Here is a 13944-nt window from a genome sequence, read left to right on the forward strand (position 1 = left end):
GTATAATATTAACGAATAAATCCTGAATTTTAACCCCCCTCCGGTTATCAGACAGTTATACTTCTACCGGTACTTCTACAAAGGCGGGCGCAGGCTGCTGCCTGGGTTTTGCCTGTATCATGCGGTTCACAAAATACATGAGCACTATGGTGATCAGGGTAGCTGCCATGGCCACCATACCCAGGCGGTTATAATGTAATAAAGCGCCGGAAGCAGTTTGCGTAACCAACAGCCCTGCTACTGCAGAACCAATACCACCGGATATTTGCTGCACAGAGGAGTTGATGCTCATGAACGCACCCCGGTCCTGCGGCGCCGGTATGGCTGTGATCAGCGCAGATGCAGCCACCATACGCGATGAAACCCCCAGGAACATGAAGATGTTTATGCCTATTACCGCAATAAAAGGTGTAAGACCCAGGTTGGTGTAAATAGCAATGGTGATAAACGTAAGCATAGAGCCAGCTGCAAACACTTTGTACTTGCCGATCTTATCACTTAGCTTACCGGTAAGCGGACCAAAGATCATGGAAAATACGCCGGTAATACCATAGACCCAGGGCAGCAGGTCCAGGCCTATACCCAGGTTATGTGTAGTAAAGGCGCTGGCAAAAGGCATGAGCATAAAACCACCGGTAGCCAATAAGGTAGTAGCTGAAAAGGCCAGCAGGTAGCGGCTTTGCGAAAGCGTTTTAATAAGATGGAAGAACGGGTTCACATCCATACGGTTGTTCAGATGCGCGGTTACAGGCTGCATGTATATGGCTATGGCAATACCCAGCAGCGTAGCAAAAACAGTGAGCATCCAGAACGGTGCGTGCCAGCCAAAATGGTTAGCCAGCACCAGGCCTACCGGTATGCCCAGCACCTGGCTTACGGCAAACGACATTTGCACAAAACCCATTACACGGCCCCGCACCTCCATTTTAAACAGGTCGGTAATAATGGCAAAACTTACAGAGCTGATAACACCGCCGAATAAACCAGTTACCACACGGGCTACAAGCAGGAAGGTGTAAGTAGGCGCTATACCGCATAAGAATGTGCCGATGATAAAACCGACATAAAAGAACAACAGCAATTTTTTACGGTCAAACTTATCTGCAAATCCGGCTGCCAGCAGGCCGGAGGCTCCGGCGCTGAAAGCGTAGGCAGATACTACCAGCCCAAACTGGGAGGTATTGATGTGTAATTTATCCAACAGAATAACCCCTAGCGGGGAAAGTACCATGAAATCCAGCACCACCGTGAATTGCAGCAAGGCAAGCACCGTGATAATAAATACCTGGTAAGAGGAAAAAGTGGCTTTGGCGGAAGGAGTGGTTGTTGTCATAAAACAGCTTTAATAAATAGTTAATCCGGTAATTCTTCACAATGGTATCCTGCCTGCTGTACCAGGTCAATGATCTGCTGCGCCTGCAGGTGCAGGGATTCTATACGCAGCACTTTATCAACATCGCCCCGGTCTACATTCCAGTTCAGGATGGCGGATGTACGGTTCAGCAACGGTGCTATCAGCAGCAGGTCTTTCTTAAAGCGGATATTGGTTTTAAATACCCATACCTGCACGCGCTTTTCGCTTTTGATGATGGTTAGCATACTTGATAATTTAAATGAGCGCTCACTTAGTTAAGGTGAGCAAAAAAAGCGCCTTATGGCTTTAAGGCTTTTAATACCAGTTGTAAGGTTTGCATCATGATCTCATCCGTCATGGCAAACTTTTGATTGACGTAGCTTTCGCCCTGCGTATGGAATTTTATCAGCTGGTATAATGGCGCATAGGCCACGGCCCAGAATATCTCGAAAGGCAGCTCTTTCAGCTCCTTTCTTTGAATGGCATTAGTTACAAAATGACCCATTACTTTACCAAAGTTCACCTTCATGCTATTCTGTATCTCTTCATAATAATGCGAGTAACGGATCTGCTCTATAAAGGCCACAGATACCGGGTTCTGAATAAAGTAATGAGCCCGGTTCATCCATTGCTTTTTCAGCCCTTCTGCAAAAGAGGCCTCCGGATCAAAATCCGCCAGGCTATGGGCCATCATCTCATGCGCCACGCTGCAGCCCAGCTGCATGATCAGGTCGTCCCGGTCTTTATAATAAATATAAATAGTGGCGGGCGACACGCCGGCTGCTTTTGCCAGCTTGTTCACGCCAAAGCCATCCAGTCCCTTTTTAACGATCATTTCTATTGCCTTTTCCCGGATGGCCTTTTCTTTATTTTCATCTCTTGTCCGCATTGGGCACAAAGATAAGTGAGCGAACGCTCATTTAAAAATTAAATCGGTAAAAGCGGGGGAAAATACCGGTGAACAGCCGGGGACCAATCCGAAGACTATAAGGATCAATCTCTTAATAAAAACCGGCTCCGCCTGAAGCTACGGCCAATATTTCGGCAGTAACTTCAGGCGAAGCCTGGTTTGTCCTTGTTTCCCTATAAATCCTAGTTGAAGACTATTGTTGCGCTACCAGGGTAGCCAGGTTCAGGATAGGCCATACACCGGGTTGGGGTACGCTTACTCCTTTGGTATTTCCTTTGGTCATGGCATCCGGACCAAAGTAGTATACCGGCCAGCCTTTGTATGACAGCTGCACACGGTTAAATACATGCACGGTATCAAAATCTGTTTTGGCAAGGCTGGAAGGTATGCCCTTAATTATGCTTACTTCGTAAACAGGCCAGGTAGGATTGTTAGAGAAATCCGCTTTGGTGTAATTGTTCTTTTTGAATTTATCAGGCGTAAAAGCGTACAGTGTTCTGCCATAATCATCTGTCAGGAACTGTGTTACAGCCTTACCCGGAACATAGGTACCGGTGTATTCCACCCCATCATTACCTACCAGCTGTTTGTTGGCTAACATTACGGTATAGTCAGGTTTGGCTACATACCATACTTTGTTAAAATTCTCTCCTTTTGTATCACCTGCAGCAGCGTCGCTGGCATAGTAGTACAAAGGCCAGCCTTTATAGGTGGTTTGTTTGGCGCCGTCTCCGCGGGTGATAGTTGCAAAATCTGCTGCGTGCAGGCTGGTATCGCCCAGGGTAGGATTAGCGCTGTAAAACACCGGCCATACTGCTAAGCAGCCACCCGTACAGGCAGAGGTGCCCGGCGTTGCATCCATAGAAAAGAAGTACAGCGTTTTTCCTGATTTATCTGTTATTACTTTACCAAGGGTAGCGTTATTGGTGATCTGTATATCCGCTTTGGGGGTATTGTCCGGTGGATTGTTATCATCTTTACTACATGCAACTATTGCACTCATAGCAGCAGCTAATACAAAAAAGGTTGTTGTCTTGAATCTCATAAAATGTTTAATTGTGTAATGGATAATCGGTAAACGAATTAAAGTTTGAAGTGCACTCAGGATATTAATACGGCAACTTGCAGATAAGGTTGCTTAGACGATAAAATTTTTTGATGGGTGCCTGGAAATGGGCCTTATTACTGCATCCATACATAAACCACGCGCGCGTTATATATAGTGCGGAATAGATGCAGGGGTTACTATCTGATAAAATAGTAAGGAATTAAATAGTAAGGAAACCGAACTAATTAGCAGTTAGCTGTTGGAATGTGCGGAGAGTATAGTGCAAAAAAAACGGCCGGTACACCCGGCCGCTTATCAGCAAATTAAATAGTAAGGACATTAAAGCAAAACACCAATCAGCTAACGGCTAAAAGCTAATAGCTAGAACGCAGCTGCCTGCTCCGCCACGGGCGTGGTCGCTTCCTCATCTTCCGGCGGGCGGCGGTGCCACCAGGAAGCCAGCAGGGAGCCGGTAATATTCATCACCGGGCCAAAGATGGCCGGCGCCAGGCCAACGGTTGCAATACGGCCCATTTCTTTTGCAATGGCCGATGCCAGGCCGCCGTTCTGCATACCTACCTCTATGGCAATGGTACGGCAGTCCTGCTCTTTCATACGTATTAAACGGCAAAACCAGTAACCCAGCGTATAACCGGAAAGGTTATGCACCAAACCTGCTATTACCAACAAAGGGCCTACTGTTAACAAACTCTCACGGCCATGCGCTGTAATGATCACAATAATAAATGCAATAGCTGCCATGGAAAGCTTGGGCATCAGCTTATCCAGCCAGCCTATTTTTCCACTCAGGAAATGATTAAAGATCAAACCGCCGGCTACAGGGATCAATACCATTTTGGCAATATCCCACATCATTTTCTGTACGCTTATTTCAATATAATTACCAGCCAGCCATTGCATGAGCAAAGGCGTTATAAACGGCGCCAGCAGCGTAGATACAGCGGTAAGCGTAACAGATAATGCCAGGTTGGCCTTAGCCAGGTAAGAGATCACGTTAGAGGCCATACCGCAGGGTGCAGAACCAATCAGGATAACACCGGCGGCTATTTCCGGCGGAAAGTGCAGCGTGGTGGCCAGCAGTAAACCTACCAGCGGCATAATGGTAAAATGGCAGGTAATACCTACAAACACACCGGCCGGCATTTTTACCACACCATAAAAATCGCGCAGGCTCATAGAAGTACCCATACCAAACATAATGATCTGTATAAGTGGTGTTATAAGTTTGGAAAGATCGTATCCCTGCGGATTAATAAAAGGCTGCGGGTAATAAAGCGCTGCTGTAACAGCAGCAAAGATCATCAGCGTGTATACGTAACCTTTAGTATCCGCCTGCCGGTTGCATAATAAGCCCAGCACCATCCAGAAGGCTATCATAAACGGCCCTGCTTCATCCATCTCCCCCATGGTAAATAACACCACATTGGTAACCAGCAGCAGGAAAGCAGTGATGCCAAGGAACAGGCCGGGTTTGTTTGTGAATAACATTTTGTATCAGTTTAAAAGCTTACCAGGTTCTTCCCTGCAAATATTGATCAAGCGTGGTGCGGTTCAGCTGTATAGGACCCGGGTGCTGCTGCAGCCATAACAGGAATTCTTCTTTTATTTTATCCGTCCACTGGTTATCAATTTCACCGGGGGTATACTTGCCGGACTTTAACATGGCATGGCCAAATTCATCTTTCATGCCAATAAAAATGGCGGTGTTGATCACCTTTTCCGCCATATGGGCGGGTATGAATAAAATACCCTCACGCTGCGCCAGCACCAGGTCGCCGGGCAAAACAACGGCCTTGCCTATACGAATAGGTGTGTTCAATCCCATCAGCACCTCGTTCTTCAAATAGGAAGGATCCCAGTCGCGCACAAAAGCATTAAAGCCTGGAATGTCCGCCAGGCCTTCAATATCGCGGGCAGCTCCATCAAACACTACTCCGTTGCCGGTGCGGGCAAAAATGGCATTGCCCAGGTTATCCCCTATCAAAGTACCTTCTGCGATCTTGCCAAAACCATCGGCCACATACACATCGCCTTTGGTAAGCTGCTGAATGGGCCAGGAATTGGTATTGCCTTTAAACCCTTTGTTATGGCCCCTGTCCAGGATGCTCTTTTCCACATCCGGGCGGGAGGGCATAAACTGGGCGGTTACCGCCCTGCCTATAATGGGCGTATCCGGGTGCAGTATTTTCCAGCTGCCTTCAAACTGGCAGTGGTAACCGTCATTATCCAGTATGGTCCATGCTTCTTCAATACCAATATGCCTGGCTTTCTCCACCAGGCTATCGGGTATTTTCGGCCGCCCATCGGGAAAACGTTCACCCTTCCAGGCGGCCGTGAGAAAGATGAGCTCTTCTTTGGATATGGTTTGTGCGTGTATAGCAGCCGGCAAATAAACCAGCAATGCCAGTAATAATGTTAACGGGTATACTATTTTATATTTCATCCTTTATCGGTTTCAGTGGAATTAATTTTCAGCGCCGCTGGCATGCTCATCTACTGCTACGGTAGTGGTGTTTGCCTGGTAAGGCACACTGGCCAGTCCATTCAGGTCATACACAATCCTGCCGGCCCGCATGGTCAGCTCACATTCCAGCTTCTGGTTCCCGTCCATACGGGAGCCGCTGGCATCAATAAAACCAAACTTACCTTTCATCACCTGCAGAATGGCAATATCTGCCACCGCTCCTTTGGAGAGGTTGCCCAATTCCTCATGCTGAATAGTCTTAGCCGGCTCCCAGGTAGATGCTTTGATAACGCTGCTTACATCCATACCCATGTTCAGGAACTTGGACATCACGTTCAGCATATCCTTCATACCGGCATTCATGCTGGTGGCATGAATATCTGTGCTGATGGTGGAGGGATAAAAACCTGCTTTCAGGGCCGGTATGGCCTGTGAAAAGGAAAAGCTGGAACCGCCGTGGCCCACATCAAAAACAATCCCTTTTTTACGGGCGGCAAGGGCAAAAGGCTGCAGCTGCCCCTGGTCATTTACAATAGCCATACGGCTTCTTAATTTGGCATAGGCATGTGTAAAAATATCGCCGGGCCGCAGGTGTGTCATAAACAAAGAGTCCAGCGACAACGCGGGGCGCTGTTCGCCAAAATCTATCATCACCGGTACCCCGGCCATTTTACCGGCTTCCACGGCCCGGTCTACCGGCGTCCATTCTGCACCTACATAGTGCGCTACTTTAATGCCTACCACATACTGTTTATTGTGAAGGATAGTTAACGCCGTCATCTTGGCGTCCATATCGGCCGTATTCTGCTCATACACGCCGCCGCGCATACCTTCTCCCACAATGTTCAGGAAAGCAAGCACCCGCGTTTGCGAGTGCTGTATGGTTTGTGTTCTGAATTTTTCAAAGCTGCGCCAGCCGGAGCTGCCTGCATCCACCACAGTGGTAACGCCGCAGCGGAAAGTAAAACCATCCGGCGCCAGGGCCGTATAACCGTTACAGAGATAATGGTTCTCCTCTGTGCCTGCAAAGTTGTGGGAGTGTATGTCTATTAATCCGGGCGTTACATACATCCCTTCCGCATGGATCACCTTCCTGGCCTGCGCTGTATCAATATCAGCGGCTAGGGCTGCAATGGTATCCGCCGTGATGGCAACATCCATAATACGGTCAATATTATTCTTTGGATCGATGACGTGGCCCCCTTTTATCAGCAGGCTGTATTTTTGTGCATGGGTTACCTGCGCCCGGCATAATACCAGGCATATGATCAGCAGGCTTCCGTTCCTGATCATCCGTTTCATAAGCGTATGTTTTATGAAATTAAGCTCCCTGTGACAGTACTTCCTTCAGCCTTGCTGCTACTATCTTTTCCTGTCCGGGTACCAGCATCCAGGTGGTAATGCTGATAGCGTATTTATTTCCCGGCTGGCCGTCTGCTACTTCTATAGATGGATTGCCTTTGCGCAGCCTATCTCGCAGGTCTGCGGCGGTTACCGGTATCTTTTTCTCATCCCAGGATACGTGTAAGGTAGGAATGTGATTGGCCACTGCCGGTACTTTCACCTCTGTTACCACACCGGGTACGGATTTGGCGGCATTGCCCACCAGCGCTATCTGCTCCTCCCACATCTTCCATTCTTTGGCGTGGTCTTTTGCCAGGTAGTATTCCAGCGCTACCATCATACCCAGGATCTCTTCTTTATTGATCTTCATACCACGGCCCACGGTATTACCACGGGGCGCCATACTTAAGCGGGCGGGTTTAATATATTTTTCAGCGCCTAATAACAAACCGGCGCTTTGCGGGCCGCGAATGCCTTTACCACCTGAAAAACAAACCATGTCATACCCCATTTTGGTAAACCGCCACAGGTTCTCAACCGGTGGTACATCGGCCGCACAATCTATCATAGCCGGCAGGTTATGCGCTTTGGCTATTTGTATAAATTCCTCTACCTGTACCTTACCGTCAAAGTTGTTAGCATTTACAAAAAAGAGCATCGCGGTCTGGTCATTGATGGCCTTTTCCAGCTCTTCCCGGGTATCTACCTGCAACACTTTTACGCCGGTATTTTTTAATGCATGGGCGTAGGGAATATCGTGCGCTTTCAGCATGATCACTTCTGTTTTCATGCCGGTGCCTTCCAGGTGCGGAATAGCTGCTGCTTTTTTTTCATCCGGGCCGGTTAATACGCCGGTTAAACCCAGGGTGATGGCGGAAAAGGCGCCGGAGGTAACCACGGCATATTCACTGTGCACCAGGGATGCAATGCGTTTGCCCACCTTGTCCTGCAGGTCATCCAGCATCACAAAGTCTTTGGAGGCATATTGTATGGCGGCCAGCACTTCCGGCAGCATCAAAGAGCCGGTCATGGCGGTATAAGTGCCGGCAGCATTTATAAAGGTGCGTACCCCCAGCTCTTTGAAATAATCTTTAGCGGGTGCGGTGCTGGTCACGTCCAGGAAGGGTAATGCTTTGGCGGTACCTGCCAGTCCACCCAATAGGGGGACGGCAGAAAGATTTCGTATTAATTTTCTGCGCGTAATCATAAAAGGATTTTGAAAAAAGGAAAAAAGAGAAGTATATAGAAGCAGGAGGCAGGATGCATTCCGTATGAATTCCAGGCACTCAAAATGCGGGCATCTTACTTTTTACATCCTGCTTCCTTCTTCGTTATTGTGCTGCTATGCAATCCATCTCTACCAGCGAATCTCCCGGCACGCCGCCATACACGGCAACGGTTGTACGTACCGGCGGGTTAGCGCCAAAACGGCCGCGGAACACCTCGTTCATGGCTTTATAATCGTTCAGGTCGTGCAGGAACACACTTACCTTTAATACTTTGTCCATAGAAGTGCCGGCCTTTTTCAGCTGGGCTTCCATTTCTTTGAGTACATGGTCCGTATGCGCTTTAATATCGCCTTCAAAGTGGGCGCCTATGCCGGCCAGGAATACCAGCCCGTTATGTTTGGTAACGCTGGAGAACAAGGGTATTTCCTGGTCGTACACCACGCCATTTACTATTTTCTCTGTATTGCTGCGGGTAACGGTGCCGGCTGCTTTGGCTACGGCATTTAAACCGGCTATGCCTGCCACGGAAGCAAAAAGTTTCTTGAGTACGTTTCTTCTTTCGTTTATCATATCTATATGGATTTTTGAGGTGAGCTCCTATTTATCCCACCATACGCGGGTAGTAAAATTATTGGCGCCCTGGCGCTGCACGGCTGTCAGGAAATTGGCGCTGTTCACACTTTCTTCAGAAGGCGGGTAAATAAGGCGGCGCGGTATAACACCGCCGGTATTATTACCTGGTACATTCACGGGTGTTAACACCGGGTAACCGGTACGGCGCCAGTTAGACCATACTTCCTGCTCATCCAGGAACAGGGCTATCCACATTTGTGTATGGATCTGGTTCATCTTCTGCTCCAGGGCAGCGCCGCTGTTGAAAGGATGCGCTGCTATATAGGCAGCTATCTTTTCTGTGCTGATAACGCCACCCGCGCCAAACAGGCTCCAGTTGGTCATTCCAGAGGTAATGCCGGCTGCATAGGCAGCAGCAGCGTCGCCGGAGTACCAGCCGCGGGAAGCAGCTTCTGCCAGCAACAGGTTCACCTCTGCAGCGCTCATTACAATGTAAGGTGCAGACTTTTGTAAAATAGTGGCCGGGTTAGGTTCTGAGTACAGGTAAAATGAATCCGGCTTGCCCAGGATGCCATTGGGCATACCTCTTTGTATGGCCACACTGGTATCTGCCTTCTTATTCACATATACAATAGATAATACCGGCAGGCGCGGGTCATTATTGGTACGCATGAAATCAATAAAGGTCCTGGCATATTTACCGCCTTCTGTATTCAGGTTACCATCAGCAGCGGCAAAGTTATTGGCCAGCATATCAAAGGAAGCCGGGTTCTGGTTGTAGTTCTGCGGGCCATCTGCATACTTCATATATGCCCGGTCAGCATCGGTAGTGATCACACCACCGGCTATGGCTTTCTGCACCCAGGTTTGGGCCATGGCAGCATCTCTTTTGGTTAATCGCATGCCTAAACGCAGCATTAAAGAGTAACCGAGTTTTTTCCACCTTCCCACATTGCCGTTGTAAATGAAATCACCGGCGCCAAAGGTAGCGCTGCCTTCTACCATGGCGGCAGTGGCTTCATCCAGCTCTTTCAGCATGTCTGCATAAATAGCAGACTGCTGATCATATACGGGTGTAAAATCATTGTCGGTATATCCCTTTACTGCGGCGGAGTAGGGTACATCGCCAAACAGATCTGTCATGCGGTGCAGAATATATACGCGCCAGATGCGGGAAATAGACAGCTTGTTCACATTAGCAGCGGCATCCTCACTCAGCGTGTTGATCACCGTTGCAATTTCATTTACTGCACCGGGATAGGTGTTCTCAAAAAAAGCATAAGGATAGCTACCCTGCTGCCAGTAATACTTATCGCCCAGGCCCGGCACATCCTTATAGGTAGCAAAGTGCTGCATAGCGCCACCGGCACATACCACGCTGGTGGAATAATAGGTGGTGGTAGTGGTGCCATACCCGCCGCTGATACCATCCATCAAAGCCTTGCTGAACATATATTCAGGCAGGGCTGAGGGGGAGGCATCGGGGTTCACGTTCATTTCCTCAAATCCCTTATCACAGGCCTGTAATGCAAACACACCCATTACAGCAACATATATCAGTTTGTTTATTCTCCTTAACATATCTCTTGGTGTAAAGTGTGAAGAATTAGAATTTCACCATCAGGTTAAAACCATAGCTCCGGGTCCGGGGTACTGCAAAGGCTTCAAAGCCCTGCGCGTTACCGCTGGTATAGCTGGATTCAGGATCAAAGTTGTCTGTTTTCTTATAGATGGTCCATAGGTTACGTGCTACGAAAGACACATCTACAGACTGCATTTTCAGTTTCCAGATATGATCCAGCGGCACCTGGTAGCTTAATATTACCTGGCGCAGTTTTACAAAACTGCCATCCTGTATAAAGTGATCGGTGAAGTTTTTCCAGTTATCATAATACTGGCGCAGGTTAGCTACCGGTATGGTGTGCGGGTAAGGATTGCCGTTCTGGTCTACCCCATCCAGCTCCAAACCTTCATCCCTGCCGGGCAGCGTTTGTTTGTGCAAGCCAAAACGGGTGCCATATACATCCATAGTAGAAAACACCTTGTTACCAAACTTACCATCCACCAAAAATTCCAGCGACATACGTTTGTAGTTGAAGGTATTGGTAATACCCATGGTCAGCGGCGGTACGCCTTTACCCAATTCTACCAGGTCGCTCTTTACCTCGTACCCGTTAGGGCCGTAGATCTTTTGTCCTTTTTCATTCACCGCCATTTTATAACCCTTGATAATACCGTAAGGGCTGCCTACGGTGTTATGCACAAAGGCCCATCCGCCTACGCTGCTGGCCATTTGTATGGTGTTCAATCCTTCGGCCAGCTTTACTACCTCACTTTTATTATAGGCCACGTTATAGCTTACATTCCAGGAAAAATCCTTGCCTTTTACAGGAGTGCCGGTCAGTAACAGCTCAACGCCTTTGTTATCCAGCTCGCCCACATTCAGCAACGCATCATTATAACCGGATGCGCGGGAGATAGCGGTACGCACAATATCATTTGTTGTTTTACGGTCGTAGAATGTAAGGTCAATGCCTAAACGGTTGTTCAGGAACTGCGCTTCCAAACCTGCCTCATAGGTAGTAGAGGTTAATGGTTTCAGCGATGAATTGGTTACCAGGTTTACGTTATTGGAAGTGGTAACCTGCTGTACCGGCTGGCCCAGGTGGCCGCCCTGTACGCTGGTATAGGTTTGGTTCAGGATGTAAGGATCCGGTGTGGCGCCGCCCACCTGCGCCCAGGAGGCGCGGAGCTTGGCAAAGTTTACGAAAGAAGGCAGCTTCACGGCATCAGACAGTATAAAGCTGGTACCGATGGCCGGGTAAAAAATGCTGTTGTTGGCAGGGCTTAAAGTAGAGAACCAGTCGTTACGGCCGGTCAGGGTCAGGAAGATGATAGATTTGTAATCCAGGTCTACTGATCCGAACACGGAGTTGGTAGCGGTACGGTTACGTATAGGCTTTGTAGTTACTGTTGACAGGTTGGTGTAGCTGTAAAAGAACGGTATTACAAACTGCGCGCCGTCAATATCCGTTTCATCACTGCTGTATTTACGCTTGTTGCCGCCTGCCAGCACATTCAACCCAAAGTTGCGGATCTTGGCATTGTAGTTTAAGGTAAGCATGGCATTGGTTTCTGCTACGGATACTCTTTTGCCGCTGTAAATACCGCTGCCGGCTGTTCCCTGGGAGTATACGGTACCGGTAGGAATAATACCTACGAAATCATAGTTAAAGAAATCGCGGCTTACATTTCCTTTCACGAACAGGTTGGGCAAAATGTCGTAGCGGATGCTGGCCTGGCCTATAAAACGGTTCTTGGTATCGTTATTCTTAAACCGGTTAATTACAAAGTAAGAGTTGGACGCATAGGGCGTTTCATTCCACTGTGTCTCCCGGCCGGTTGAATCATATCCCGGGGCCAGGGAGCGGATGTCTACCGTATTGGCAACCATGTACACGGCCCAGTTAGGGTTACCGGGTGCATCACCGGCGCTGGGTCTATTCTTGGCATTTTCTACGTTATACTGTGCTACGGCTTCAATGCTGATCTTTTTACCCAGGAAGGCATTCACATTCAGGTTAGCGATCTTCTTATTAATGGAAGAATTAGGTAAAATGCTTTTGCTGTCGGTATTGGATAAAGAGAAACGGTAGTTGATAGCTTCTGTGCCGCCGTTAAATGCCAGTGTATTAATGAAGGTAGTACCGGTGTTATAGAAGTTCTTGATATTATCTTTTTGCGGAGAATAAGGATGTTGCTTACCATCAAACGCGGTGTATAGCTGGCCATCCATGGGAGCACCAAATGAATGGCGCCCCCAGTCAATGGCCTGCTGCTGCGTCGCCGGTTTCATTCTTCCATTTCCCTGGCCATATTCATATTGCCAGTCCGGAACAACGGAAGGGGTTTCCAGTGTAAGCGTGGTGTTATAGTCAACCCCTATACCTTTCCTTGCGCGACCTTTCTTTGTAGTAATCAGGATAACACCGTTGGCTGCACGGGAACCGTATAGCGCAGCGGCTGGTCCCCCTTTCAATACGCTCATGGTTTCTATATCATCCGGGTTAATGCCTCCAATACCATCGCCCCTGTCCACGTTCAAACCTCCGTCGCCGGTAGTTGGGCTGCCGCCGGGCGTGGTATTGTCTATAGGCATACCGTTGACCACATATAATGGTTGGTTATCGCCATTCAGTGAGCCGTTACCGCGTATGATCACGCGGCTGGAGCTACCCGGGCCACTGGCCAGGCTGGTAGCGTTCACCCCTGCTACCTTACCGCTCAAAGCATTGGCTACGTTAATTTCCCGCGCACGGGTAAATTCACTGCCGTTCACTTCTGTTACAGCAAAAGCCAATGCTTTCTTTTCTTTTCGTATGCCCAACGCCGTTACCACTACTTCGGAGAGTGATTTATTGGAATCCTGCATAGTTACCGTGATAGTGGCATTAGGGTCGGAAACAGTGATCTCCTGTTGTGCAAATCCTATGGAAGATATTATGAGCACCAGGGTAGCGCCTTTCTGGTTCTCCTTTAATGTGAGCACAAAGTTACCTTCACCATCCGCCATAGTTGCAGTGGAAGGATCACCTTTCACATAAATGGTAGCGCCGGGTATGGCACCGCTGTCTTTGGCAGACACAATGCGGCCCTTTATCTTATCTGCCCGCATATAAAGGCTTACCATACTATATAAGCTATCGGTGGCGCTTACCGGGTTGAAGATGGAAAATTGTTTGTTGTTAATACGTTTGTATTCGAGATGCTGATCTGACAGCAATTGTTTCAGCGCGGCTTCCGGATCCATTTTCTCTGTTTTGTCCAGCAGGGCTGCAGGAATGGTTTTTCCATCCAGCAGGCCTTCGCGGTATGCAATACGGATATTGTGGAATTTCCGGAGACGGTCCAGCCCTTCCTTTAAGGAAACGGTAGCCCGGTTAGTACCTCCTCCCTGGGAAGAGGACATGTGGAATAGATTAGATTGTCTGGATGCATACA

Annotated in this window: 11 protein-coding genes; all 11 read right to left on the bottom strand. The window is 48.5% G+C overall.

Translation table 11 applies throughout. The annotated features are described in order from the left end of the window. Window positions 1-55: 55 nt before the first annotated feature. The 11 genes from KVT36_RS22710 to KVT36_RS22760 all read right to left on the bottom strand — a co-directional run bounded on the left by KVT36_RS22710 (window position 56) and on the right by KVT36_RS22760 (window position 13912). On the bottom strand, window positions 56-1333 hold the full coding sequence (locus tag KVT36_RS22710) for an MFS transporter (protein ID WP_217605741.1): 1278 nt from the start codon (window positions 1331-1333) through the stop codon (window positions 56-58). Between the two features lie 20 nt (window positions 1334-1353). Beyond that, window positions 1354-1599: a hypothetical protein gene (locus tag KVT36_RS22715; protein WP_089907917.1), complete on the bottom strand. Its 246-nt coding sequence runs from the start codon at window positions 1597-1599 to the stop codon at window positions 1354-1356. Window positions 1600-1652: 53 nt separating this feature from the next. Next, window positions 1653-2243: a TetR/AcrR family transcriptional regulator gene (locus KVT36_RS22720; RefSeq protein ID WP_217605742.1), complete on the bottom strand. Its 591-nt coding sequence runs from the start codon at window positions 2241-2243 to the stop codon at window positions 1653-1655. Between the two features lie 214 nt (window positions 2244-2457). Further along, a complete protein-coding gene (locus KVT36_RS22725) occupies window positions 2458-3309 on the bottom strand; it encodes a hypothetical protein (protein ID WP_217605743.1) in 852 nt (283 codons plus the stop codon). 384 nt (window positions 3310-3693) lie between these two features. Continuing rightward, window positions 3694-4821, bottom strand: a complete 1128-nt coding sequence (locus KVT36_RS22730; RefSeq protein ID WP_254640151.1) for a bile acid:sodium symporter family protein — start codon at window positions 4819-4821, stop codon at window positions 3694-3696. A 19-nt stretch (window positions 4822-4840) separates the two neighbouring features. Beyond that, window positions 4841-5776 (bottom strand): RraA family protein, encoded by a 936-nt coding sequence (locus KVT36_RS22735; protein ID WP_217605744.1) that lies wholly within the window; start codon window positions 5774-5776, stop codon window positions 4841-4843. Between the two features lie 21 nt (window positions 5777-5797). Continuing rightward, window positions 5798-7099: an amidohydrolase/deacetylase family metallohydrolase gene (locus KVT36_RS22740; protein ID WP_254640152.1), complete on the bottom strand. Its 1302-nt coding sequence runs from the start codon at window positions 7097-7099 to the stop codon at window positions 5798-5800. Between the two features lie 19 nt (window positions 7100-7118). Next, entirely contained in the window at window positions 7119-8348 is a 1230-nt protein-coding gene (locus tag KVT36_RS22745; RefSeq protein WP_254640153.1) for an aminotransferase class V-fold PLP-dependent enzyme, read from the bottom strand. A 124-nt stretch (window positions 8349-8472) separates the two neighbouring features. Then, the gene (locus tag KVT36_RS22750; protein WP_217605745.1) at window positions 8473-8940 is read right to left on the bottom strand and encodes a RidA family protein; all 468 of its coding nucleotides are present in this window, start codon (window positions 8938-8940) and stop codon (window positions 8473-8475) included. Between the two features lie 27 nt (window positions 8941-8967). Continuing rightward, entirely contained in the window at window positions 8968-10524 is a 1557-nt protein-coding gene (locus KVT36_RS22755) for a SusD/RagB family nutrient-binding outer membrane lipoprotein (protein WP_217605746.1), read from the bottom strand. 25 nt (window positions 10525-10549) lie between these two features. After that, a complete protein-coding gene (locus KVT36_RS22760; RefSeq protein WP_254640154.1) occupies window positions 10550-13912 on the bottom strand; it encodes a SusC/RagA family TonB-linked outer membrane protein in 3363 nt (1120 codons plus the stop codon). Between the last annotated feature and the right edge of the window lie 32 nt (window positions 13913-13944).

Origin of the sequence: Chitinophaga sp. GbtcB8, assembly GCF_019091455.1 — a bacterium.
GTDB lineage: Bacteria > Bacteroidota > Bacteroidia > Chitinophagales > Chitinophagaceae > Chitinophaga.

Bases quoted from the DNA above. Each gene is read 5' to 3' on its own strand.
- KVT36_RS22710 (WP_217605741.1), bottom strand. From the start codon at position 1,333: ATGACAACAACCACTCCTTCCGCCAAAGCCACTTTTTCCTCTTACCAG.
- KVT36_RS22715 (WP_089907917.1), bottom strand. From the start codon at position 1,599: ATGCTAACCATCATCAAAAGCGAAAAGCGCGTGCAGGTATGGGTATTT.
- KVT36_RS22720 (WP_217605742.1), bottom strand. From the start codon at position 2,243: ATGCGGACAAGAGATGAAAATAAAGAAAAGGCCATCCGGGAAAAGGCA.
- KVT36_RS22725 (WP_217605743.1), bottom strand. From the start codon at position 3,309: ATGAGATTCAAGACAACAACCTTTTTTGTATTAGCTGCTGCTATGAGT.
- KVT36_RS22730 (WP_254640151.1), bottom strand. From the start codon at position 4,821: ATGTTATTCACAAACAAACCCGGCCTGTTCCTTGGCATCACTGCTTTC.
- KVT36_RS22735 (WP_217605744.1), bottom strand. From the start codon at position 5,776: ATGAAATATAAAATAGTATACCCGTTAACATTATTACTGGCATTGCTG.
- KVT36_RS22740 (WP_254640152.1), bottom strand. From the start codon at position 7,099: ATGAAACGGATGATCAGGAACGGAAGCCTGCTGATCATATGCCTGGTA.
- KVT36_RS22745 (WP_254640153.1), bottom strand. From the start codon at position 8,348: ATGATTACGCGCAGAAAATTAATACGAAATCTTTCTGCCGTCCCCCTA.
- KVT36_RS22750 (WP_217605745.1), bottom strand. From the start codon at position 8,940: ATGATAAACGAAAGAAGAAACGTACTCAAGAAACTTTTTGCTTCCGTG.
- KVT36_RS22755 (WP_217605746.1), bottom strand. From the start codon at position 10,524: ATGTTAAGGAGAATAAACAAACTGATATATGTTGCTGTAATGGGTGTG.
- KVT36_RS22760 (WP_254640154.1), bottom strand. From the start codon at position 13,912: ATGTCCTCTTCCCAGGGAGGAGGTACTAACCGGGCTACCGTTTCCTTA.